We start from the raw sequence: 22844 nt of genomic DNA on the forward strand, positions 1-22844 counted from the left end.
TGAAATTTTCTTTTTATTAACAGTGATAGGAGAAAGTACATGAATCTTGATTTTACAGATATTATCCCTTCCATGCCCTATATAATGGAAGGTGTATATACGACATTGCAAATAGCAGCATTGGCTGCATTGTTTGGTTTCTTGCTTGGAACCATTATAGCTTTATGCAAAATCACTACAATTAAGCCGCTCATTTGGTTATCAGATTTTTATACATCTATATTTAGGGGTACTCCATTAGTTCTTCAATTAATGATTATTTATTTTGCTTCACCGCAATTATTTGGTTTTCAAATTGAAGGGTATTGGGCAGCAGTTCTAGCGTTTTCTTTAAACTCGGCTGCATATATTTCCGAAATTATCCGTGGGGGAGTTCTTGCGGTAGATAAGGGTCAAAGGGAAGCAGCCATGGCACTTGGTGTTCCATACAGCAGCATGATGGCCAATATCATCCTTCCGCAGGCATATAAAAATATTTTACCTGCCTTAATGAATGAATTCATCACGCTTACAAAGGAATCTGCGATCGTTACAACTATCGGGGTAATGGATATCATGAGACGCGCATACCAAGTTGGGGGACAAACCTTCCAATATTTAGAGCCGCTTCTGTTTGCAGGTTTAATCTATTACGTATTGGTTATGATTTTAACGCTAATCGGAAAAATGCTTGAAAAGAGGTTGCAGCACTGATGATAAAAGTAAAAGAGCTATATAAAAGCTATGGAAAGCTGGAAGTTCTAAAGGGGATTTCCACAGAGATAAAAGAAGGAGAAGTGATTGCTGTAATTGGACCATCCGGTTCCGGTAAATCAACATTTCTTCGTTGTATGAACCTAATGGAAAAACCAACTGGCGGACAGATTTGGATAAAGGGTGAGGAGATTACTGCACCGAAAACAGATGTGTTAGCGATGCGTCAGAATGTAGGAATGGTATTCCAGCACTTTTATCTGTTTCCTCATAAGACGGTTTTGGAAAACATCATGTACGCACCAATGAAAGTCCGCAAAGTCAAGAAAGAGCAAGCCAAAAAGGAAGCAATGGAACTATTGGCAAAAGTAGGAATGGAAGATAAAGCGAATGTGTATCCTGAACGCCTCTCCGGCGGTCAAAAACAAAGGGTGGCCATAGCGCGAGCATTAGCCATGAAACCTGAAATTATGCTGTTTGATGAACCTACTTCAGCGCTTGATCCTGAGATGGTGAAAGAAGTACTCGAAGTTATGAAATCACTGGCAACTTCAGGGATGACAATGGCGATTGTGACGCATGAAATGGGATTTGCCAAGGAAGTAGCCGATCGTGTTTTATTTTTAGATGGAGGAGTGATTGTGGAGGATGCCCCTCCGGCAGAGTTTTTCTCGAATCCTAAATCTGAACGTGCTAAAGACTTCTTGCAAAAGGTACTCTAAAAAGTTTATGCTATTAGTAAAAAGATGGTCTGATTTCAGAGCGTCTTTTTTGCATTAAATTGCATGAGAGGGACTACATAAACTATGTTTAAAATCGGATATCGAACCGTTAAAACGGCTATAGGGACTCCAATTGCTATATACATAGCCCAAATAATTGGGCTTCAGAGTTTTGCCTCTGCTGGAATCATTACTATATTGTGTATTCAAAGAACAAAAAAGCGATCGTTCAGGGCTGCCGGTGAGCGTTTCTTTGCCTGTTCATTGGCCATGCTTTATTCCTTTGCATTTTTTGAACTTCTCGGATATACACCTCCTGTCATTGGATTAATGCTGTTGTTTTTTATTCCGACAACTGTTGCATTAAATATTTCTGGCGGTATTGTGACAAGCAGTGTAATTATTTTGCACTTATACGCTTCTAATTCGATTACATTGTCAAGCTTACTTAATGAATTTTTACTAGTTGTCATTGGGATTACAGTTGCCTTTCTGGTTAACTTTTATATGCCGAACATGGAGCGGGAGCTAAAAAAATACCGAATGGATATTGAAAAGCTCTATAGTATTATTTTTAAGGAATTAAGTAATTATTTGGTGACAGGGAACAGTGCCTGGAGCGGTAAAGAGATTATAGATGCAGAAAATTTAATTCGAAAAGCGGTTTACTATGCAGCTTTGGAGGAAGAAAATCATAAAATAGTCGATGATGCCTCGTACTATCACTATTTTAAACTCCGTGAAAAACAGTTGAGTATCTTAAAGAGAATACTGCCTTTAGCTGCTAAGATGGATTTGTCGGGTGATGAGGTCAGTCATGAACTTGGTGAATACATTGGATTTTTAAGTGATAATGTTCATCATCATAATACCGCTAATGAATACATCGAGATGCTTGAGAAGTTAGTGAAGGAAGTAAAAAAGAAAGAAATTCCAACATCCTTCGATGATTTTGAGAAACGGGCCGCACTTTTCCAGCTGATCAAAGAATTGAAAGACTATCTAATAATCAAAAGTACAGTGAAACCACTGCCAAATTCTAAAGAAAAGAAATGAATGAAAACACAGTTCAGAGCCCATCCTAAACAAAAAGGATGGGTGTTTTTTATGAAATGGATGTCACTCTGGTTATTATTGCAAGTAATGTCTCCAATATGGCCTTTAGGACCCAACCCAATTCCCGGGGATCCGTTTATCGTGATTAATAAACAAACCAATCAGCTAGTATTTTATGTTGATAATCAGGAAAGATATCAATTTTCGATTGCTACTGGAAAGAATGATGAAGATACACCAGAGGGTCTATTTACGATTATTACAAAATTCGAGGATCCTGAATACTCCAGAAAGTCGATTCCCGGTAATGATGAAAGAAACCCACTCGGCTCTAGATGGATGGGGTTTGATGCACGTAAAACGAATGGTAGAAATTACGGGATTCATGGAACGAATCAGGAGGATTCGATTGGAAAAAAGGTGTCTGCTGGATGTATCCGGATGAAAAATCAAGAAGTCCAGGTACTGTTTGAATTAGTTCCGCTTGGTACAAAGGTGTACATCTATGATAATTCAGAGCCTGCTTCTTTTTATGCGAGACTATTTCATGCCATAAACGAAAAAACCTCATCTGACTCTCCGTGAAGAGAAAAAGATGAGGTTTATTTTTTATAGGAAAGCTGACAAACCGGATAATAAGGTCACCGCGACCATCGTAAAAATCATAATATAAACGATTATCTTCTGTGTACGCTTTTTAGACATAGAGCTACACTCCTTTTACATTCTTCTATTTGATACTACTATGTTTAGCAAAACTCCTCAAGTCTAAAAAAATTTCATTCACTATTTGAGCAAAATATCTTTATAGAATTTTAAGAATGCTCTATTATTTAAGATAGGAAAATAAAGGGGGATTTGTATGCAAAAGGGAATTGACCATATCGGCATTGCTGTTCGTTCCATTTCGAAAGCGCTTCCTTTATATGAGGGGATTTTTGGTATGGTAAATGAAGGGGAAGAAATAGTCGAGAGCCAGGGAGTTAGGGTAGCTTTTTTATCCACTGGTAATACACGAATAGAGTTATTGGAGCCCTTGAATGAATCAAGTGCTGTTGCAAAATTTATTGCAAAAAGAGGGGAAGGCATACACCATATTGCGCTTGAAGTGAGTGATATTAAAGAAAGAATTAAAGAAATAAAGGATAATGGCATTCAATTGATTGATGAAGAACCCAGACCCGGAGCACATCATACACAAGTAGCTTTTATACATCCTAAGTCGGTACAGGGAGTTTTAGTAGAGGTTCTAGAGAAACCGGAACGGGAGGAATAAAATAGTGGATATGTATGAAAGAATAACCGAACTGTATGATAGAAAAAATGATATCGAGCTTGGTGGCGGATGGGATAAGATTGAAAAACAACACGAAAAAGGAAAATTGACAGCTAGAGAGAGAATCGATATTTTGATGGATGATAATAGCTTTGTTGAACTGAATGCTTTTGTTGAACATCGCAACAGAGACTTTGGTTTGGATCAAATAAAAGGGCCTGGCGATGGGGTTGTAACCGGCTATGGCAAAATTGATGGAAGGCCAGTTTATATTTTTTCTCAGGATTTTACCGTATTTGGCGGAGCATTGGGTGAGATGCATGCCAAGAAAATATCATCCATTATGGATTTGGCTGCTAAAAACGGAGCTCCAATAATAGGATTAAATGATTCCGGCGGAGCGAGAATTCAGGAGGGTGTCACCTCGCTGGATGGATATGGCCAGGTTTTTTACCGCAATGTTATCTACTCGGGCGTTGTACCGCAAATATCAGTTATCATGGGTCCATGTGCAGGTGGTGCCGTATATTCTCCAGCCATTACGGATTTCGTTTTTATGGTGGATCAAACAAGCCAAATGTTCATCACCGGTCCAAAAGTGATAGAAACCGTGACTGGGGAAAAAATTAGTTCAGAAGATTTAGGCGGAGCGAAAGTGCATAATTCTATTAGTGGAAATGCACATTTTGAAGGAAAAACTGAGGAAGAAACATTACGTTTGGTAAGGAAATTGCTTTCCTATCTGCCTTTAAATAATGAAGAAAAACCACCAGTAAGTGAATGGACTGAGCAAAATGATTATTGCCCTGATATTGCTGAATTGGTACCTTATGACGGTATCCGTCCTTATGATGTTAGGAAGGTTGTAAAAGCAGTAGTCGATCAGGATTCCTTCTTTGAAATCCAAGAGAGTTTTGCTCGAAACCTAGTGATTGGTTTAGCGAAAATTAAAGGTGAGACAGTCGGTTTGGTATGTAATCAACCGAAATATATGGCGGGAGGACTCGATATCAATTCTTCTGATAAGGCGGCAAGATTTATCCGTTTCTGTGATTCATTTAATATCCCGATTATTACATTTGAGGATGTAACGGGATTCTTTCCGGGAATTAAACAGGAGCATGGAGGAATTATTCGGCATGGTGCGAAAATTTTGTATGCTTATTCGGAAGCAACCGTTCCAAAATTAACGGTGATTTTAAGAAAAGCATATGGGGGAGCATATGTAGCCTTAAACAGTAAATCGATTGGGGCTGATCTTGTCTATGCTTGGCCGAATGCTGAAATCGCTGTGATGGGGCCACAAGGTGCAGCCAATATCATTTTTGCTAAAGAAATTAACAATAGCCCTGATCCTGAAGCCGTACGCCAACAAAAAATTGAAGAATACCGTGTAAAATTTGCTAATCCATATGTAGCGGCAAGTCAAGGGATGGTCGATGATGTTATCGATCCAAGAGAAACCCGAATTAAATTGGCACAGGCTTTAGAGATGCTTCGAACAAAAAAAGAATCAAGGCCGTCAAAAAAACATGGAAATATTCCGCTTTAATTAAATTGAAGAGTCCTATTAAGGGCTCTTTTCTTGTAAACTATTTTTTTTAATAAAGATTAATTTTATCTGATTATTAAACAGCTGACTAAAAGACTTGTAATTTCTCAATGATACTAACCGTACACCTCATTCCCTGAAAAAGGGAATGCCCAAAATTATTATTTGCAAAGGGAAAAACTGTCTGCCATATGTCAAGCGCCTGCTCTTTTCTTATGAGAAAAACATCGGTATACTTATAAAGTAACTTATTCCTGATAGGAGGAAGACAATTGATTAATGAAGAGAGATTATTACAAGAATTCTTAGAATTAGTACAAATTGATTCTGAAACAAAAAATGAAGGACAAATAGCAAAAATCTTAAAAGATAAATTCAGTCTTCTTGGACTAGACGTTTACGAGGACAATGCAAAAGAACTTACTGGCTTTGGAGCAGGCAACTTAATTTGTACGCTGCCTGGCACTAAAGAAGGTGTTGATACGATTTATTTTACATCCCATATGGATACGGTTGTTCCTGGTAACGGTGTCAAACCTTCCATTAAAGATGGTTATGTAGTAACTGATGGTACAACTATTCTTGGGGCAGATGATAAAACTGGTCTTTCCGTTATGCTGGAAGTTATCCGTGTATTAAAAGAAAACAATATTGAGCACGGCACAATCCAGTTCATCATTACAGTTGGTGAAGAATCCGGCTTAGTCGGTGCGAAGGTATTAGATCGTTCTCTTATTAAAGCTACATATGGTTTTGCGTTGGATAGTGATGAAGCTGTTGGCAACATAATTGTTGCAGCACCGACACAAGCTAAAGTTCAGGCTGTTATTAAAGGTAAAACAGCGCATGCAGGCGTTGCGCCGGAAAAAGGTGTTTCTGCGATTACGATTGCGGCTAAAGCCATCGCCAAAATGCCGCTTGGACGAATTGACGAAGAAACTACTGCTAATATTGGCCGCTTTGAGGGCGGTACTCAAACAAACATCGTTTGTGATCACGTAGAAATTCTAGCGGAGGCGCGCTCCCTAATCCCTGAGAAAATGGAAGCTCAGGTTGCGAAAATGAAAGATGCCTTTGAATCAACAGCTGCAGAAATGGGCGGTACTGCTGAAGTAGAGGTAACGGTTATGTATCCTGGTTTTAAATATGATCATGGTGATCATGTGGTGGAAGTTGCTAAAAAAGCAGCCGTTAAAATCGGCCGTGAACCAAAACTTCAGCACAGCGGTGGAGGCAGTGATGCGAATGTCATTGCTGGACACGGCATTCCTACAGTTAATCTTGCGGTAGGATATGAGGATATCCATACTACAAGTGAAAAAATGCCAATTGCTGAGCTTAATAAGCTTGGTGAAATGGTACTTGCGATTATTGAAGAAGTAGCAAGTCCATCTAAATAATAGTGTTTGTTCAAGGTGCCACTGGATTATTCCGGTGGCCATTTTACATAAAATTGTTTAGTGCCGGATAAACAGTGAATATAAGGGAATAAGAGGGTTTAAAGAGATGGAACAACGTCAAGTAAAAAAAGGCGGAAGAGTCATTTTACATGTGGATATGAATAGCTTCTACGCCTCAGTTGAAATGGCACATAATCCTGAATTGAAAGGCAAGCCATTGGCGATTGCCGGGAATGCAAAAGAAAGAAGAGGGATTATCGTGACATGCAGCTATGCAGCGCGTAAACACGGGGTGAAAACCACCATGCCTATTTGGCAGGCGCAGAAGCTTTGTCCCGGCCTTATCCTGATGGAACCTAATTTTGACCGGTACCGTGCTGCCTCGCAAGGTATTTTTGATTTGTTGCGGATGTATACACCGCTTGTAGAACCAGTTTCGATAGATGAGGGGTATTTGGATATTACCGATTATTGCGGAGATAGATCACCAGTTGAAATAGCCCAGACGATTCAAAAAAGGATTATGGAAACGATGGATTTGCCTTGCAGTATAGGTATAGCTCCAAATAAGTTTTTAGCGAAAACGGCTTCAGATATGAAAAAACCAATGGGAATTACGATTCTTAGAAAGCGTGAAGTTCAGGCTAAACTTTGGCACCTGCCGGTTGGAGAGATGCATGGAGTGGGCCAGAAAACAGCTGAAAAACTATCATCAATAAAAATTGAAACTATTGGTGATTTGGCCAATGCACATGAGGTTTCGCTTAAAAAGCTGCTTGGAATTAATGGGGTGCGATTAAGAGAAAGAGCCAATGGCATTGACAGACGTGTGGTAGATCCGGAGTCGATATATGATTTTAAAAGTGTCGGGAATTCAACTACATTACCAAGAGATGTAACAAACCAGCATGAATTGTTTGAAGTCCTTCATCGCTTGAGTGAAAAAGTATCTGCTCGGTTAAAGAAGAAGGAACTGCTGACCATAAAAGTTCAAATAACGATTCGTTATAAGGATCGAAAAACAGTAACTCGAGGTAAAACCCTTCAAAATCCTATTTATAAAGCTGAAGATCTATATAGCCATGCACGAAATCTTTTTTCAAAGCATTGGAATGGAAATCCAGTCAGGCTATTGGGGGTAACAGCAAATGAAGTAGTTGAGCAGCAGGAAGCAATTAAGCAATTGGACATATTTTCTTTTGATCAGGATGAAAAAGAAGTGAAATTGGATACTGCTGTGGAAAAGCTAACCAAAAAGTTTGGGGATAAAATTATCCGTAAAGGGATAGAAATAGATAACAACAAAGTGGATGCTAATACCAGTTTTAGCAAGGGCTTCTTAAAACGTCCCAAACCTAGGAATGACAAGGGAAACTAATTCGTAGCACTTGCGAAAATAGTGTAAAATTGCTAAAGTTAATACGATTTAATATAGCGAATAAATCAATGAAAGGAATGTTTACAGATGGAAAAACAACAAATCGGTGTAATCGGTCTTGCCGTTATGGGTAAGAATTTAGCATTTAATATTGAAAGCCGTGGATATTCCGTTTCAGTATATAATCGTTCATCCGAAAAAACAGATGCTATGATGAAAGAGGCAGAAGGCAGAAATGTTCATCCTACCTATTCAATCGAAGAATTTGTAAACTCATTGGAAACGCCGCGTAAAATCTTAATCATGGTTAAAGCGGGTGCAGCAACAGATGCAACTATTGCCCAATTAACTCCTTACCTTGACAAAGGGGATATCCTGATTGATGGCGGTAACACGTTCTTTAAAGATACGCAGCGCCGTAATGAAGAATTAAGCAAGCAAGGCTTCCATTTTATTGGGACTGGTGTATCTGGCGGTGAAGAGGGAGCACTGAAAGGCCCTTCTATTATGCCTGGAGGACAAAAGGAAGCATACGAGCTTGTAGCTCCAATTTTAAAAGCTATTTCCGCTAAAGTTGGCGATGATGCATGTTGTACATATATTGGGCCGGATGGGGCTGGTCATTATGTGAAAATGGTTCACAATGGAATTGAATACGGAGATATGCAATTGATTTCCGAATCCTATGCTTTATTACGCCATATTCTAGGGCTTAATGCTGATGAACTTCATGGTGTATTCTCCGAATGGAATAAAGGTGAACTTGATAGCTATCTAATCGAAATCACAGCTGACATCTTTACGAAAAAAGATGACGAGACCGGTAAGCCGATGGTAGATGTAATCCTTGATAAAGCAGGACAAAAAGGAACTGGAAAGTGGACAAGTCAAAGTGCACTGGATCTTGGTGTTCCACTGCCAATCATTACTGAGTCTGTTTTTGCGCGTTTCTTATCCGCGTTGAAAGAAGAACGTGTGGAAGCCTCTAAAGTTTTAACAGGTCCTGAGGTTAAACCATTTGCCGGAGATAAAGCAGCGTTTATCGAATCAATTCGAAAAGCTTTATATTTGAGCAAAATTTGTTCATATGCTCAAGGCTTTGCACAAATGAAAGCTGCATCAGACGAATACAATTGGGATCTTCAGTATGGTGATATTGCGATGATCTTCCGTGGCGGATGCATCATTCGTGCACAATTCCTTCAAAAGATTAAAGATGCTTATGATCGCAATCCTAACCTTAAGAATCTTCTTTTGGACGATTATTTCAAAGAAATTGCATTAAGCTATCAGGAAGCATTGCGTGAAGTAATTGTTGCAGCTGTTCAGGCTGGTATTCCGGTACCATGCTTTACAGCAGCATTGTCCTACTATGACAGCTACCGTGCAGAAACATTGCCTGCAAATCTATTACAGGCACAACGTGACTACTTTGGAGCTCACACATACGAGCGTGTAGATAAAGAAGGCATTTTCCATACTGAATGGATGGAATCTAAATAATATCAATAAAGCAGCTTAAAGATCCTTGTTCTTTAAGCTGCTTTTTTATGTATAATTATAGGAATGAAATCCATTCTAGGAAATAGATTTTAGCAAACCCTCAGTGACTGAAAAGTCATAATAGTTTTAGAACAGTTTGACATCGTTCAAGAGCTGGCATATACTGTAAATAATAAATGGTAAAGGACTGATATTGGGACGATGAGAATCTAATCTTGTTTTCTGCGATGTTTTTTTATAAAAACAGAAGCCTGAAAATTGGATTAGTGTGCCCATAACACGTTCTTTCATTGAATAGAGTATAAATAAAGGATTCAGCTGCCATGGCTGTATTCATATTTGTATACCTCTGTTGATCAACGATGTTCACACCCCAATAGGCTTCTGTTGGGGTTTTTAGTTGTTAATTTTAAGAGGTGAGAATGAATATGCTAAGTCTGAAGGAAATACAAAAAAGCTATGGTGAAAGAACGATTTTAAAGAATATAAATATGATTATAGAATCTGGGGATAGAATTGGGCTGATTGGCTATAACGGGGCAGGTAAAACAACGTTAGCCAATATTATGACAGGAGCAATTCAAGCGGATAAAGGGAATATTAGTTTTGGGAAAGATCATGTCAGTATAGGATATCTGCGGCAGTCAATTGACTATACAGCCAGTATCTTTCAATCCATGTTGGAGACCGGGGCTGAGGCTGGAATGTTTGAGCTGACGAGTCAGCTTGGATTAGAAGGGTCACAGTTGTGGAATCAAGAACGATTGGACCATTTAAGCGGGGGAGAACGTTTAAAGCTTGCACTCGCACATATTTGGTCAACCAAACCTGATTTATTAATTCTGGATGAACCAACAAATCATTTAGACTTTGATGGGATTCTTTGGCTGGTAGAGGAGCTTGCATCCTATCAAGGTGCGGCCATTATCATCTCACATGATCGATACTTCCTGGACCTGGCTGTTAAACGTATATATGAAATTGAGGATGGTATTGCGCATGAGTACACTGGCAATTACAGTGCTTATAAGAAACAAAAAGAAGAAAACAGAAGAATTCATAAACATCAATATGATCAACAACAGAAAGAAATCAAACGGGTAGAAGCGCAAATGAATCAATTGAAGAATTGGTCAGAAAAGGCACACCGTGATTCAACGAAGCATGGCACTGCCTCTGAAAGAAAATTAATGGGCAAAAAAGAATATTACCGAGTTAAGGCCAAGAAGAAGGATATACAGGTTAAATCCAAGCGAAAAAGGCTGGAAGCGGAACTTACAAAAAAAAGAATAGAAAAGCCTGCTGATGAAGTAAAGATTGAATTTGATTTTCAGGCGGCGGACAAGCGCGGTAAACGGATAGTGGAGGCAAAGGATTTAAAAAAGCAATATAGAGATCATACAGTTTTCCAAAGCAGTTATTTTTATATAAAACACGGGGAGTCAATTGGCGTCGTTGGTCCTAATGGCGCGGGGAAAACAACGCTAATTCGGCTGATTCTAGATCAAGAGCCCATCAGCGGCGGAGAGTTATGGAAAAGTCCTACTCTGAAAATCGGCTACTTAAGTCAGGATGTTGGTGATCTGCCGGTTCATAAGAAACCAATTGAAGCTCTTGAACTTTATGACAGGTATTCGATATTTAGGGCGAAAACGTATTTGGCTAATCTCGGAATTACAGCAAGACAAGTAGACGAACCGATTTCCTCTTTATCGATGGGGCAGCGTACAAAAATCAAGCTAGTTCAAATGCTGATGGAAGGCTATGATTTGTTGATACTGGATGAACCGACTAATCATCTTGATTTGCCGAGCAGAGAACAATTGGAGGAGACTCTCTCTACCTTTGCCGGGACCTTGTTAATTATATCGCATGATCAATATTTAATTGAACGTTTGTGTAACAAGCTGTTGGTTATTGATGAAAAGATTATTAACCGCGTTGAAAGCAACAATCGAAAGCCAGTCAGACAAATAAAAGCAATGAATAAGAATATCGAAGAAGAACTTATGGTCGTAGAGACAAAACTAGCTGCAGTCTTAAGTCAATTGAGTTTATTAACACCCGGCGATTCTAAGTACAGTGCATTGGATGAAGAGTTTAAACAATTAATTGAGCAGAAGACTATGCTGAATAGAACCGGAAATTAGCCATTTATCTTAAAGAAGTGCTCTGCAGATATGATTGAAATTATTATGGTGTTCACTATTGGTGAATTTCACGCCCGATAAGTAAGAAGAACCCGCCATCATTTTCTGTGGGCCATCATTTTTTTATAGTATCATTTGCGAGACGTTCCTACTCATGAAGCTATAATTTGATATTCATAAAAAATAAACGAAACTACAAAGAGACGATCCTTTGTATATCGACTCAAAAGTTAGTTTTCCACTCTAACTTTTAGGGGATATTACCACTTGGTCGTCTCTTTTACTATATCTCGTACTTATTTATTTGTATTTAGATGCTAATTTTCTGCCGTAATACCAGTATGTCAGCATCCCAAAGATATACGCAATAACATCCCAAGCATCACCGGTACTCGTTTTTATAAATAGAGGAGTTATGACCTCCCAACAGATTCCACAAAATAAACCGGCAACCAGGAAGTGATGGATCTTTGTTAGCTGAAACGTAGTCCAGTTACTTAGAGACAGAACAAAGTTCAGGTATGCTGCAAAGGAGATGCCTCCTAGGTAGTCATTGAAATGACATCGCAGCAGATATCCGAGGACAGGAATTTGTACATCCGCTTTAATTAATTCATTTACTTGAAAAAGGATTAGCGGCACAATGAAAAATAACAGATCCTTTTTTTGTCTCTTATTTAACCGCATATTGAGAAGAGAACCAATGCGACTATGATTGCGAAAACAGTTGACCAGAAACCCATAAGGCAGTCTCCTTTACATGATAAATTAAGGGGGTTCAATTTTTTTATTGATTTTCTACAAACTCATATTCAGAAACTCTATAACTACATATGTACACCTTAGAATGCTACATAGACTGGATGACCTAGTTCAAAATTATATTCATCCTAAGAGAAAATATGCAGTGTCGTTTCAAGATTTTTTTCTAATGCAGGGAATGTATATCTTTCATATTCTGAGATCGTAAGTACAGAGTCCGTCAGTTTGACCGTTGAGATTTCTGTACTTATCGCGTTAATAGCATATCATCCACAAGGAGAGAAAAAATATCCGCTAACTCTTTATACATGACAACTGACACCTCATCTTTCCTATGATTATACTAAAAATACTACAACTATCTAATACCCTATTGTCGCTTAGAATAATCCGCTTTCATTATTCTAGAAAAATATATTATTTTATTAGAATGATAATTATCTATAAATAGAGGCTTGTTTTTTAGATAATTTAAGCTGGGTATTTTCATCCAAAAAGAGAGAATAAAATGAAATAAAATCCACTTCCTTTTATGTAGAGATGGCTATATTTTGGATTTTGTGACTCAAAGAATATTTTCAGTATAAATTATTATAATATATCAAGAATCTTTTGAAATTAAAAAAAGTTTCATGTATAGTTTAAATGTAGTAGAGATATACATGATGCTATAAAAAGTTGATAGGGCAGAGGAAATGTAAGGGTTTTAGTAAGTTTATTGATTTGTTATTTAGAACGATGAATCTCTTAAAAATTACTTTTCGGGTTTAATATATAGGAATATCAAATTCTATGTTTCTAACTGTTAATAAATCTGGAATCTTACAAGTTATAGAATTCATCGCCCTGATTTATGATCCACACATTAATCTGCCAATTAATTTAATGACGATTAGGAGGATGAACAATGGGAAGATTACAAGATCAAGTAGCCATTATTACAGGTGGAGCGAATGGTATAGGCAAATCAATTGCGACACGCTATGCGGAAGAAGGGGCAAAGCTGGTAATTGCCGATTTCAATGAAGAAGCATTGCAGGCTACTGTCAATGAATTTAAATCGCAAGATGTTGAGATAATGGGTGTAAAAGTAAATGTGGCAGTTGAAGAAGATGTTCAAAAAATGGTAGAAGAAACCGTAGCCACATTTGGCCGCGTAGATATTTTAGTTAACTGTGCAGGTGTATTAGATAAAATGCAGGCCGCTCATAATGTAGAAGATTCAGTTTGGAGCCGCGTAATGGATATTAATGTTGGCGGTGTAATGCGCGGTACACGTAAAGTATTGCCATACTTCCAGGCTCAGGGCAGCGGCGTGATCGTGAATCTTTCCTCCATTGCAGGTTTAACTGGTGGACGTGGCGGATTTACGTATACTGCGGCTAAACATGCAGTTACGGGCATGACTAAAAATATTGCTTCTCATTATGGCCCGCAAGGTATTCGTTGCAATGGAATCGCACCGGCACAAGTTGAGACTGGGTTAACCAGTTCGGTGGATGGTATGGATATGGAAGGATTACAATATGCAACGCGTGGTGTTAGTTTAATGCCTCGTGCTGCTAAGCCGCAAGAAATCGCAGACATTGCCTTGTTCTTGGCAAGTAATGAATCTTCCTATATCAATGGTGTCGTATTGGCAGCTGACGCAGGCTGGTCTGCTTACTAATCAGATTCAAAAAATGAATGGGTATGAAAAAGAGGCTGGGATATAAGTATTTCAGTCAATGATAAATCCGACCTATTAGGTGATATTTCAATAAATATTTCACCTAATAGGTCGGATTTTTATTTGTTTTCAATAGATTGGTTACTTCTGTATACCATTATTAAACTTAGTGGAATGGAGCGGAAGCCACCGACTCCTGCGGGAAATAACGGAGGCTAAAGCCTTCCTCCCCACGGAAAGCGAGTGGCGTAAGCGCGCAATGGAACGGACTTTTTTCCAAATTGGCTCTTTAATAAACAACAAAGTCGATAAATTAGATATCGTTCGTTTTTTCAGGATCGTTTATAAGTTATGTCCCATCCTCTATTATACTTTTGCATTCCTATAAATCATAAGAAAACAAGGGAACCAAATGGATTCCCTTGTTTATGCTTATTACTATGAGTCTTGAACTAACAACTAGCATAAAATAAGAAATCTTAAACTAATTGTACCTCATCACCTATCCGGATTTTTCCGGTTTTAAGAACGGAGGCATATACACCGAAACAATTCTGACGAGTTCTATTAATAAATTTTAATAGAGAAGGATCCTTTTCGCTGTTTTCGGGATTAATGGTAATAATCATGCATCTTTCACAATGTCGGTTAACTTGTATTTCAACCGATTCACCAATCAAAAGACGTCTTCCGAACCAGGTATCTTCTATATATGGTTGCTTTTCAGTTAGATCGAGGACCAAGTTAGGGCGAAACCGTTTATAGTCTATCAGACTTCCATACTGCTTTTTTAATTCTAGAAGAGAAGCATCTGTTACGAGCAATAAATGTTCCACCTCAATTGCGCCTAGTGGCACATCATTCGGGGTGAATTGTACAGGAGTAATACTCCTGTTTGCTGCCGTTTCTAGGTCCTTAATCAATCCAGGGTGATTCCACGTTACTCTTTTTCCTGATGGCGTGACTACTTCGATGGGTGGATAGGTATCCAAGCTGTCAGGACCCATAAAGGATGCTTGGTAACTTGCCATGATTGGAGCCTGAGTGATGGTCAGAAATTTATTTGTACGGCTATTGTCTATATAAGCATGACTGCGATCCCCATAAAGACCATAGGGCATTACATTAGATTCCTGAACATGTTCACCTGTAAAGGATTTAACAGGGTGGCGCATAATTGCTTTCACGTGCCCGATTAACATAGCAACCCGCCTTTATTTATATTTCTTTTTGAACTTCTCGATACTGGTATTTGAACCAATCAGTAAAAAGTCGTCTCCTTCTTGTAATTTGAGATCCGCAAAATGCGATAATATTGGCTGTCCATTACGAAGGACTAAGGACACCGTAATATCGAATTTTCTTGAAAAATTCAATTCGTTCAATGACTTTCCATGCATCGTTTCAGGTACTTGCATTTCAATTGCAGAAATATCCTTCGTGATTTCAATATATTCAATGACACCTGTTAATAATTCCTGACGTGCCACTTTCCGACCAGCTTCTTCCTCTGGAAGGATAATACGATCGGCACCAAGGCTTTTTAAAATTTCCCCGATTTCTCGATTGTTAGCCTTGGCGATGATTTTTTTTGCTTTTCTTTCTTTCAGTTTTTTTGTAATTAAAATGGCCGAAAAGGCATCAGAGCCAATTGCAACAAAGACCGCATTGAATTGATCGATTTTCAGTTCATCGAGAACAAGCGGATCACGAAAGTCACCGACAATCGCATGAGTCGAATATTCATCTAAGGACTCGAGATTTTTTTCACTGCGATCTGTAACGATTACTTCACAATGTTGTTTGTATAATTCTTTTACGATGCCAGTACCAAATCTTCCTGCTCCAATGACTAGATATGATTTCATGAAAAATGTCCCCTTTTTAGCCTACTGCTAAGTCTTCTTTTAAATATCTTGTTTTAACTTTTTCTACTTTAAAAATAGTATAAATGAAACTGAATACACCTATTCGGCCGATAATCATCAGCATGATTAAAATGGATTTTGAAACAGGTGTTAATTCAGATGTAATTCCAAATGATAAGCCTGTATTTGTCAGGGCAGATAACACCTCAAACATCAATGGCTCCAATGGCTGCGTTTGTAACATGGTTAATAAAATCGTAGAACCAAAAAACAATGCCATAAAAGTAAAGAAAACCATAAAGGATTTATCAACTGCTTCCTGAGCAATGGTTTTTTTATAGATAACAACCTCTTTTTGTGATTTCGCTACAGATAATACCTTTGATAATAGTACTGCAAAGGTGGTCAATCGTATACCGCCTCCTGTACTGGAGGAAGCTCCCCCTATAAACATAAATAGGGTCAAACATAAAAAGGTAGTGATTGTTACTTGTGAGACATCAATCGTTGAAAGCCCACCATTTCTTGCTGTTGCCGAAAAAAACAATGAATTCGATAGTTTTTCCCAAATGGAAAGTCCGCTAAACGTATTATTTGTTTCCAAAAAGAAAAATATAGCCATACCGATAAATAGTAGGAGAAAATGAAGTCTTATATTAATCTTTGTAAACAAACTTTTCTTCCTTCTAAAAGATAAGAAGTACTCTACCAATGTCGGATAGCCAAGACTTCCTAAGAAGATTGTTATAGCCGTTGTTATTAGGAAAAGATGATTATGTTTAAATGAAATCAGGCTATCACCGAATAAATCAAATCCGGAATTAGTGAAGCTTGCTACTGCATGAAAGGCAGACACGAATGCCGCATCCCAAAAATCATCATATCGGGGTCGTATCTCCCCTAATAATATAAAGAAACAAATCGTTTCTACTAATAAGGCAATGACTAAAACCGAAATTCCAAGAGATGTAATGGAACTTAGTTTTGACTGGTTTTGGTCCTTGGATAAAAGAAGCATACTTGATACCGTAATCTTCTTGTCCATCACGACAAACAGGTAACTGATTAATACAACAATCCCGATTCCGCCAAGCTGCATTTCCACCATTAAGATGGATTGTCCCACCCTGGTTAATTCTGTTCCTACGTCTATTGTAGTAAGTCCTGTTACGCTTAAGGCGCTTGTGGACAGAAATAGAGAATCCATTATAGAAAACCCGATGGAATTGGACTGGGGTATCCATAACAAAAAGGCAAATAAAATGATAAAACCTATGTATAGGAAGAATATTTGCCGGAATGAGTGGATTGAAGATTTGCTCTGCTGCATATTTATTTAATCTCCATTTCTTCTTTGTAAAGTTAGTGTATTGATTCATAATATAACCCGTTTGCTGTAAAAGCCAATATCATCGTACTATATCTCATAATAAAACACCAAATAACATTTTTTCGTGTTCACTAAACAGTTTTTTATCCTATCACAATTTATACGAATTTAAAACAGTAAAATAAACTTATAGGATTACGTTTATGACAGAAAATCAACCCGTAAAAAAAAATACTAGTTAACTAGACAAATAGATGGCGATTTTTCTAAAGAACTGAATATAAATAAGTGAGGACTTAATGGGAGGGGAACCATTATGGACAATATCCAAAATTTATATGAGCGTTATAAAAAAGGCGAGAAATTTGCTAAGCCCTTTAGCCAAAAGCAAGTGGGGAAGCTAAGTGCAAAAGATCCAACAGAACTGGCATCCAATAACAAAGTGGTTCAGGATATGCTAAAGAAGTATTCACAACAGTTCCAAAATAATAGACATTTTATATGAGCATCTGTATTAAACTTTGACCTTATTACTATATGAATAAGGGCATTTTTTTTGTAAACAAATAAAACCCCTTTAATTAGGGGTTTTGGCAAAGGGCCATTCTTCTTTTTCAACCATAAGTGCATACTCAATATTTTCAGCTTGATACATTAGGGCATAATGTAAAAATAAGATATTTTGTTTATCAATAACATCAAATTGAGAAGAGTAGCTGGACAATATGGTCACCTTATCAGTTCCGCGATAGTTGAAATGGAAAACAAGTCTGTTTTTCTTTATTTTCACAAGGGGAGCCTCCCAGTTTAACACTTCTGGATCGCCGGTTTCTTTTGAAAGTATGGCATATTCCCGTTCGACTCCGATAAGCTGATGTAAATCCTTGGTTTCGCATTCAAAGGCAATATTATATCGTTGTTTATAACTGATTTTAAAGTCCTCCAAAAAGTAATCAAGTGCGGAAAAATAATTCACCTCCATCGTTTCTTCATCAAGGAATGTGAACAACTTTCCGATGCTTGCATCTGAATACATGGCTGACAGAAGGGTTGCTTTTGAGCTTTGCAATTCTATAAAGGCAACTGCAGCCGTTTCTTTATCCTCCACCTCAAATTCCATTTGAAATAGCTTGAAACGTTTGAGCTGCCTCGTTGTACTAGGAATAATTAAAAATAAAATGATCCAGACTGATAATAAGAAGATTCCCTTCAATATGGTAAGCAGAAAGGTGGAGGAAATCAGTGGTTTAATTACATATTCCGTCCACCATGTAGGAGGAACAGCAGTTGAAATAGGAAGCGGTTTCACATCACCCCATAACAATTGATATAGTGTCCAGCCGATGATGAAGAGCAGCCCGCTATAATAAATAAAAGTCAGTATATCGTTTATTAGGTCTTTGATTGATGAAAGGAACTGTTTGAGGACTTCTGCAATCCGACTCACGAAATAGTCACCTCTTCACATTTTACAGGAAAGACCATAAATGTATATGCGAAGAGGTGGAGAAATAGAATAGGTAATTAAGTTTTAATCCATTTTTAAAATGGGTGTCTTATATCCAACCGTATGAATATTATTCAGCTTGACTTTATGGTTGGCATTTTTAATTGCGATATCTCCAATCTTTGATTCAGCCTGTACATTTGATATAGTTGCTTTTGCTACACCTTTACCAATATCGATGGCAGTTGGAGCTGAGTTTTTTATGGAAATAGTACTTAAACGAATGTCATCGGTATGCTGCCTGCCGCCAACTATTTTTATATCCGTACCCGCAGTTTGGAAATTTTCTATTGTTATATTTGCCAGTGTGATATGACGAGATTTATATTGAATGGAAACCATTGGATTCCTTTGATAATCATAATTCGAATCTCCGAGCAGAGTGAAATGGTTAATAACCACATTTTGATAGGCTGATACGACTAGACACCTTGGAGTCGAGCCTTCATAAAGATCTGTGAAAATGGGTGCAATTGCAACGATATTCGTCGCTGTTATATTAAAGGCAGATTTAGACTGTGGCTCTGATTCGAGATGGTGGCCTATGTGCCGAAAGTTATAGGAACGATTATCATGGATAGATATATGTCCGATAATATGAACATTGGAAGCAGCTGATGCAGTACCATGCGCCTTTATTTCAACCCCTCCAAAGCACCTGGTTGAAGAATTATTAATCAGCCAAACATCGTCAGATCCGTCATCTACCTCAAACCCATTTGAATTGGAGAATCCCTTCATGTGAGCTCTGCCGCTTGGATCACACATATGGCTGTTTGTAATCAGAATATGGCTGCTATGATGTGTTGTTATTCCATCATCTCCAAATCCATAGCCAGAAAGATGATCTAACCATATATATTGGCTCGGCCATCTCGAACGTGTGCCATCGCCCAAATATGTATAGTAGGCAGCTGAAACATCAAAACAGTGTAAACCTGCATTACGGGCTACAACATCCTTCACCCATCCATAAGTAACATGAGCATATGTTAAACAGCTCGAACGGTTATTACCGGAACTAGTTCGATCGCTCTGTGGAAGCCTTTCTACATTCCAGTCAAGTGTCATCCCCTGTACGAGAATATGATGATTACCACGGATTGGACTAGAGTTTGTAATAAGAATAGCTTTCTTTGGTGTTTCATTGGCTAATTTAAGAACCGTTTTATCTTTACCTTCTCCTATCAGACATGTGTAGGAGGGGAGCTTTAGTCCCTTAACAATAAAAACACCTTCCGGAATATAAACCATTCGCTTACCTTTACCAAGAGCAGCCTCAAACGCTTTAGTATTGTCTGTTATCCCATCACCAACAGCACCATAGTCGGTTACATTGATCTGTTCCTGGATCTTTTGATTTAAATGCTGATACTCTTCATCTAATTTCTTTTTCCATGCTGGAAAAGGGTGACCGTTCAAGATTGTGAAATCAGCTGGATTTTTTAGCTCAGGCTGTCTGCTTGTTGTCAATAAGAGACGGGGAAATGCATATTTTAAATCCCTTAGTGGCTTCCGATTAGGCATGGAAAGAGGGGAAAACTTATTTAATTTTTCATTAAGCAATGAAAACGTCTCTTTTACCAGACTTGCTGGAGTTTGGTTTGAGGGAAGCCATCTAGATAAGAGAATTTCATTTTTATTTGGATCATGATTTTTCGATAAGTACAACATACTGGAGTTTCACTCCTCACGTGAATGAAAAATGGATGTTATTGTATTCCCTTACTAGATGTAAATTAATCGTAATGAAAATGTAATATCGTTTGTAGGTATCTTAGCATATTATATGGGTATAAAATATAAGAATCATATGTAGAAACAACTAGAGGAATCATGCTTGAAAGAAGGAGACTGCGATTGAGGAAGTTATTTAAAACTGAAGTAGGAAGTTGGATTATCTCTATCGCATTTGCAATCGTCTTAGCTTATCTTGTAAAAACATTTATCATTTCCTTTTTTATAGTTGAAGGAGCCTCAATGGAACCAACACTTTATAATAATGAAAAAGTCTTGGTCAATAAGTTAGCGGCGTATAGCGGTTCAGTTGATCGTCAGGATATAGTAGTCATTCGAGATGATGGAAAAGATAAATACTATATAAAGCGGATTATAGGGTTACCTGGAGAAAAGGTTGAATATAAGAATGACTCGCTTTATATAAACGGCAAGCAAAAAGATGAGCCATATCTGCCTGATGAACAAGGAGAAGTTGATTTACTGAAAATGAATAAAACAGGTGACTTTGATCCATTGAAAGTTCCTAATGATCATTATTTTGTGATGGGAGATAATCGGTTGAACAGCAGGGATAGCCGTAATGGATTGGGCTACATAGATGAAGATGATATAGTCGGTACATGTGAATATGTCATTCTCCCATTTGAACACGCACGTAAAACAGATTGATAAAATTGCATCTCCACATGGTGTGGAAAAGGTGAATGGCTCTCGAGCCATTCACCTTTCCGTTTTTAAATATTGCGTTTATAGGTTTCTTTTGTCAGCACCGGGAATTGATCCACAGGAGCATCGAGTTTTTGTATATTGAAAACCTCTCCATATTTCTCAAGTTCATTGGCTATTTGATCCTGCAACTCTCTGGTCGGAACCTCCACGTTGTATTTAGTACCTTCATGCAAAAGCCTTGGCTCCGTTTCAAAATAAACATAGTACATGGGAAATTCCTCCAAATCATCATTTGGTTATTGTATTCCCTTTTTGAAGTTAACAAAACAATTTTTACATTATAGACCAATAATCTGATATAAATATAGATCCATATAGTCTATCTTTTGATCGTTGCTTTTTGTCTCAATCGTTCCTTCGAAAATGGATTTTCCGTCTTCGAAATTAAAGATGCTTATATAAGGTTTGTTTTTTTCTCCTCTATAAGTGAGAATCATTTTGTTGTGATATACATTTATATTGTGATCAAACATTTCTGAGTTAACTTGGATTTTATGATCCTTTGTGATTTTTTGTTTCTCAAAATCATACGTAACCATAGCGACTATTTTCTTTCCGTTCTCATCTTTAATAGCGGAAACATATAATGAAGTTTGATCATAAGCTATATTAAAACTAGAACCATCTTCTTGTAATAGCTGTTTCGTTAAATCACTCGGAAGGGTCAACCTATCTAATTTCTTTGTTTTATAGTTGTACACATATAAGTCACGGCTAACAGTTTGACTGTTTTCATCTGTATGGATAGTCTTATCTATCTGAAATGTAAAATGAGTACGAGCTTGCGTCGGGTTAGTATCTGTTAAACTGGTTATATAAATATCTTGCTGATCCGTTGATTGTTCAGTTGTCAAAATCGAATTATCGTCAATTAGTTTTTCCTTTTTAAGGTTAATCGTATATTCCTGAAGTATTTCTGTCCCATCTTTCGAATTACTGCGTGTCATGACAAATAATTCATTCGTGGAGATTTGGACATCAAGGATATCAATAAAAGATGAATATTCCTGATTGGGCAGGTTTACTTCAAAAGAGGTTGTATCCTCTGTTTTCTTATTGAGCTGATCAATTTTTAAACTGAAATTATGCATTCCATGTCTGGTAGAAAAATCATACTTGGAGTCGACAAAAATGACTTGATTTGTGTCATTGTACAACTGGTTACTATAAATTTTTCCTCTCATAAAGGAAGAATACTGATTTGCTAAATCTTTCAATTCCGCTGTTTCTAAATATTTTTCCCCGTAGTCCACCTGCTCAAAAAAAGGTAATTCAGATCGATAAGTGGCCCCCTCTTTCGTTACATTAAACGTTTCTGTGAATCCACCTACTTGATAATCTGCTTCCAATGATAAGGTGTCTAAGATTTTAGCATCTCCATTTATTTGTTTGACGTAAAAATCAGGGAGGGTGGAGGAAGAAAAGGCCTGATTTATATAAAATACTGATATGGATAGCACAGCAACAAGCAGGATCAGAATAGAATTTCGATATTTTTTCATATGTTTC

At 37.6% G+C, this 22844-nt stretch carries 21 protein-coding genes; 13 read left to right on the forward strand and 8 right to left on the reverse strand.

Features of this window, described 5'->3' with window-relative positions:
• The first annotated feature begins 39 nt into the window (after positions 1 to 39).
• The 4 genes from AC4BHP_RS02040 to AC4BHP_RS02055 all read left to right on the forward strand — a co-directional run bounded on the left by AC4BHP_RS02040 (position 40) and on the right by AC4BHP_RS02055 (position 3056).
• Positions 40 to 693, forward strand: coding sequence for an amino acid ABC transporter permease (locus AC4BHP_RS02040; RefSeq protein ID WP_139892463.1), 654 nt, complete (start codon positions 40 to 42; stop codon positions 691 to 693).
• Complete coding sequence (locus AC4BHP_RS02045; protein ID WP_066104869.1) at positions 693 to 1415, forward strand: amino acid ABC transporter ATP-binding protein; 723 nt, start codon at positions 693 to 695, stop codon at positions 1413 to 1415. The genes AC4BHP_RS02040 and AC4BHP_RS02045 overlap by 1 nt, the downstream gene beginning before the upstream one ends.
• 84 nt (positions 1416 to 1499) lie before the next feature.
• The gene (locus tag AC4BHP_RS02050; RefSeq protein ID WP_139892462.1) at positions 1500 to 2471 is read left to right on the forward strand and encodes an aromatic acid exporter family protein; all 972 of its coding nucleotides are present in this window, start codon (positions 1500 to 1502) and stop codon (positions 2469 to 2471) included.
• Between the two features lie 51 nt (positions 2472 to 2522).
• Positions 2523 to 3056, forward strand: coding sequence for a L,D-transpeptidase (locus AC4BHP_RS02055; RefSeq protein ID WP_066105640.1), 534 nt, complete (start codon positions 2523 to 2525; stop codon positions 3054 to 3056).
• 24 nt (positions 3057 to 3080) lie between these two features.
• Here AC4BHP_RS02055 and prli42 read toward each other — a convergent pair whose 3' ends face one another.
• Complete coding sequence (gene prli42 / locus AC4BHP_RS02060) at positions 3081 to 3176, reverse strand: stressosome-associated protein Prli42 (protein ID WP_139063836.1); 96 nt, start codon at positions 3174 to 3176, stop codon at positions 3081 to 3083.
• A 157-nt stretch (positions 3177 to 3333) separates the two neighbouring features.
• On the opposite strand from prli42, the gene mce reads away from it, so the two are divergent.
• From mce to AC4BHP_RS02095, 7 genes are all read left to right on the forward strand, one after another.
• On the forward strand, positions 3334 to 3747 hold the full coding sequence (mce, locus tag AC4BHP_RS02065; protein WP_066104864.1) for a methylmalonyl-CoA epimerase: 414 nt from the start codon (positions 3334 to 3336) through the stop codon (positions 3745 to 3747).
• A gap of 1 nt (position 3748) precedes the next feature.
• Positions 3749 to 5299, forward strand: coding sequence for an acyl-CoA carboxylase subunit beta (locus tag AC4BHP_RS02070; RefSeq protein ID WP_175354280.1), 1551 nt, complete (start codon positions 3749 to 3751; stop codon positions 5297 to 5299).
• Between the two features lie 272 nt (positions 5300 to 5571).
• Complete coding sequence (locus tag AC4BHP_RS02075) at positions 5572 to 6699, forward strand: M20/M25/M40 family metallo-hydrolase (protein ID WP_490551172.1); 1128 nt, start codon at positions 5572 to 5574, stop codon at positions 6697 to 6699.
• A 106-nt stretch (positions 6700 to 6805) separates the two neighbouring features.
• Positions 6806 to 8077: a DNA polymerase IV gene (locus AC4BHP_RS02080; RefSeq protein WP_490551173.1), complete on the forward strand. Its 1272-nt coding sequence runs from the start codon at positions 6806 to 6808 to the stop codon at positions 8075 to 8077.
• Between the two features lie 87 nt (positions 8078 to 8164).
• Positions 8165 to 9580: an NADP-dependent phosphogluconate dehydrogenase gene (gene gnd / locus AC4BHP_RS02085; protein ID WP_066104849.1), complete on the forward strand. Its 1416-nt coding sequence runs from the start codon at positions 8165 to 8167 to the stop codon at positions 9578 to 9580.
• Positions 9581 to 10002: 422 nt separating this feature from the next.
• Complete coding sequence (gene abc-f, locus AC4BHP_RS02090; protein WP_490551175.1) at positions 10003 to 11730, forward strand: ribosomal protection-like ABC-F family protein; 1728 nt, start codon at positions 10003 to 10005, stop codon at positions 11728 to 11730.
• A gap of 1669 nt (positions 11731 to 13399) precedes the next feature.
• Positions 13400 to 14161, forward strand: a complete 762-nt coding sequence (locus tag AC4BHP_RS02095; protein WP_140462046.1) for a glucose 1-dehydrogenase — start codon at positions 13400 to 13402, stop codon at positions 14159 to 14161.
• A gap of 479 nt (positions 14162 to 14640) precedes the next feature.
• On the opposite strand, the gene AC4BHP_RS02100 is transcribed toward AC4BHP_RS02095, so the two are convergent.
• From AC4BHP_RS02100 to AC4BHP_RS02110, 3 genes are read right to left on the reverse strand one after another with little or no spacing between them, the layout of a single operon-like run.
• Positions 14641 to 15363 (reverse strand): MOSC domain-containing protein, encoded by a 723-nt coding sequence (locus AC4BHP_RS02100; RefSeq protein WP_066104834.1) that lies wholly within the window; start codon positions 15361 to 15363, stop codon positions 14641 to 14643.
• Between the two features lie 12 nt (positions 15364 to 15375).
• Positions 15376 to 16029, reverse strand: a complete 654-nt coding sequence (locus AC4BHP_RS02105; RefSeq protein WP_066104829.1) for a potassium channel family protein — start codon at positions 16027 to 16029, stop codon at positions 15376 to 15378.
• A gap of 16 nt (positions 16030 to 16045) precedes the next feature.
• Complete coding sequence (locus AC4BHP_RS02110; protein ID WP_066104823.1) at positions 16046 to 17359, reverse strand: TrkH family potassium uptake protein; 1314 nt, start codon at positions 17357 to 17359, stop codon at positions 16046 to 16048.
• Between the two features lie 316 nt (positions 17360 to 17675).
• On the opposite strand from AC4BHP_RS02110, the gene AC4BHP_RS02115 reads away from it, so the two are divergent.
• Positions 17676 to 17864: a hypothetical protein gene (locus AC4BHP_RS02115; RefSeq protein ID WP_066104817.1), complete on the forward strand. Its 189-nt coding sequence runs from the start codon at positions 17676 to 17678 to the stop codon at positions 17862 to 17864.
• 72 nt (positions 17865 to 17936) lie between these two features.
• On the opposite strand, the gene AC4BHP_RS02120 is transcribed toward AC4BHP_RS02115, so the two are convergent.
• Together AC4BHP_RS02120 and AC4BHP_RS02125 are read right to left on the reverse strand one after the other, a co-directional pair.
• Positions 17937 to 18806 (reverse strand): hypothetical protein, encoded by an 870-nt coding sequence (locus AC4BHP_RS02120; protein ID WP_066104814.1) that lies wholly within the window; start codon positions 18804 to 18806, stop codon positions 17937 to 17939.
• Positions 18807 to 18890: 84 nt separating this feature from the next.
• Positions 18891 to 20540 carry a glycosyl hydrolase family 28-related protein gene (locus AC4BHP_RS02125; RefSeq protein ID WP_139892452.1) on the reverse strand — a complete coding sequence of 550 codons (1650 nt, stop codon included), beginning with the start codon at positions 20538 to 20540 and terminating at the stop codon, positions 18891 to 18893.
• A 186-nt stretch (positions 20541 to 20726) separates the two neighbouring features.
• Here AC4BHP_RS02125 and lepB point away from each other — a divergent pair, with 186 nt between their 5' ends.
• Positions 20727 to 21275, forward strand: coding sequence for a signal peptidase I (gene lepB / locus AC4BHP_RS02130; RefSeq protein ID WP_254654709.1), 549 nt, complete (start codon positions 20727 to 20729; stop codon positions 21273 to 21275).
• Positions 21276 to 21340: 65 nt separating this feature from the next.
• Here the strand turns inward: lepB and AC4BHP_RS02135 are convergent, their stop codons facing one another.
• Positions 21341 to 21544: a hypothetical protein gene (locus AC4BHP_RS02135; RefSeq protein ID WP_066104806.1), complete on the reverse strand. Its 204-nt coding sequence runs from the start codon at positions 21542 to 21544 to the stop codon at positions 21341 to 21343.
• A 69-nt stretch (positions 21545 to 21613) separates the two neighbouring features.
• A complete protein-coding gene (locus AC4BHP_RS02140) occupies positions 21614 to 22837 on the reverse strand; it encodes a hypothetical protein (protein WP_490551177.1) in 1224 nt (407 codons plus the stop codon).
• Positions 22838 to 22844 lie beyond the last annotated feature (7 nt).

This window comes from Pradoshia sp. Z4_20 (assembly GCF_058216035.1).

Excerpts from the sequence above, each read along its gene's own strand:
- AC4BHP_RS02040 (WP_139892463.1), top strand. The coding sequence starts at position 40 with ATGAATCTTGATTTTACAGATATTATCCCTTCCATGCCCTATATAATG.
- AC4BHP_RS02045 (WP_066104869.1), top strand. The coding sequence starts at position 693 with ATGATAAAAGTAAAAGAGCTATATAAAAGCTATGGAAAGCTGGAAGTT.
- AC4BHP_RS02050 (WP_139892462.1), top strand. The coding sequence starts at position 1,500 with ATGTTTAAAATCGGATATCGAACCGTTAAAACGGCTATAGGGACTCCA.
- AC4BHP_RS02055 (WP_066105640.1), top strand. The coding sequence starts at position 2,523 with ATGAAATGGATGTCACTCTGGTTATTATTGCAAGTAATGTCTCCAATA.
- prli42 (WP_139063836.1), bottom strand. The coding sequence starts at position 3,176 with ATGTCTAAAAAGCGTACACAGAAGATAATCGTTTATATTATGATTTTT.
- mce (WP_066104864.1), top strand. The coding sequence starts at position 3,334 with ATGCAAAAGGGAATTGACCATATCGGCATTGCTGTTCGTTCCATTTCG.
- AC4BHP_RS02080 (WP_490551173.1), top strand. The coding sequence starts at position 6,806 with ATGGAACAACGTCAAGTAAAAAAAGGCGGAAGAGTCATTTTACATGTG.
- gnd (WP_066104849.1), top strand. The coding sequence starts at position 8,165 with ATGGAAAAACAACAAATCGGTGTAATCGGTCTTGCCGTTATGGGTAAG.
- abc-f (WP_490551175.1), top strand. The coding sequence starts at position 10,003 with ATGAATATGCTAAGTCTGAAGGAAATACAAAAAAGCTATGGTGAAAGA.
- AC4BHP_RS02095 (WP_140462046.1), top strand. The coding sequence starts at position 13,400 with ATGGGAAGATTACAAGATCAAGTAGCCATTATTACAGGTGGAGCGAAT.
- AC4BHP_RS02100 (WP_066104834.1), bottom strand. The coding sequence starts at position 15,363 with ATGTTAATCGGGCACGTGAAAGCAATTATGCGCCACCCTGTTAAATCC.
- AC4BHP_RS02105 (WP_066104829.1), bottom strand. The coding sequence starts at position 16,029 with ATGAAATCATATCTAGTCATTGGAGCAGGAAGATTTGGTACTGGCATC.
- AC4BHP_RS02110 (WP_066104823.1), bottom strand. The coding sequence starts at position 17,359 with ATGCAGCAGAGCAAATCTTCAATCCACTCATTCCGGCAAATATTCTTC.
- AC4BHP_RS02115 (WP_066104817.1), top strand. The coding sequence starts at position 17,676 with ATGGACAATATCCAAAATTTATATGAGCGTTATAAAAAAGGCGAGAAA.
- AC4BHP_RS02125 (WP_139892452.1), bottom strand. The coding sequence starts at position 20,540 with ATGTTGTACTTATCGAAAAATCATGATCCAAATAAAAATGAAATTCTC.
- AC4BHP_RS02135 (WP_066104806.1), bottom strand. The coding sequence starts at position 21,544 with ATGTACTATGTTTATTTTGAAACGGAGCCAAGGCTTTTGCATGAAGGT.
- AC4BHP_RS02140 (WP_490551177.1), bottom strand. The coding sequence starts at position 22,837 with ATGAAAAAATATCGAAATTCTATTCTGATCCTGCTTGTTGCTGTGCTA.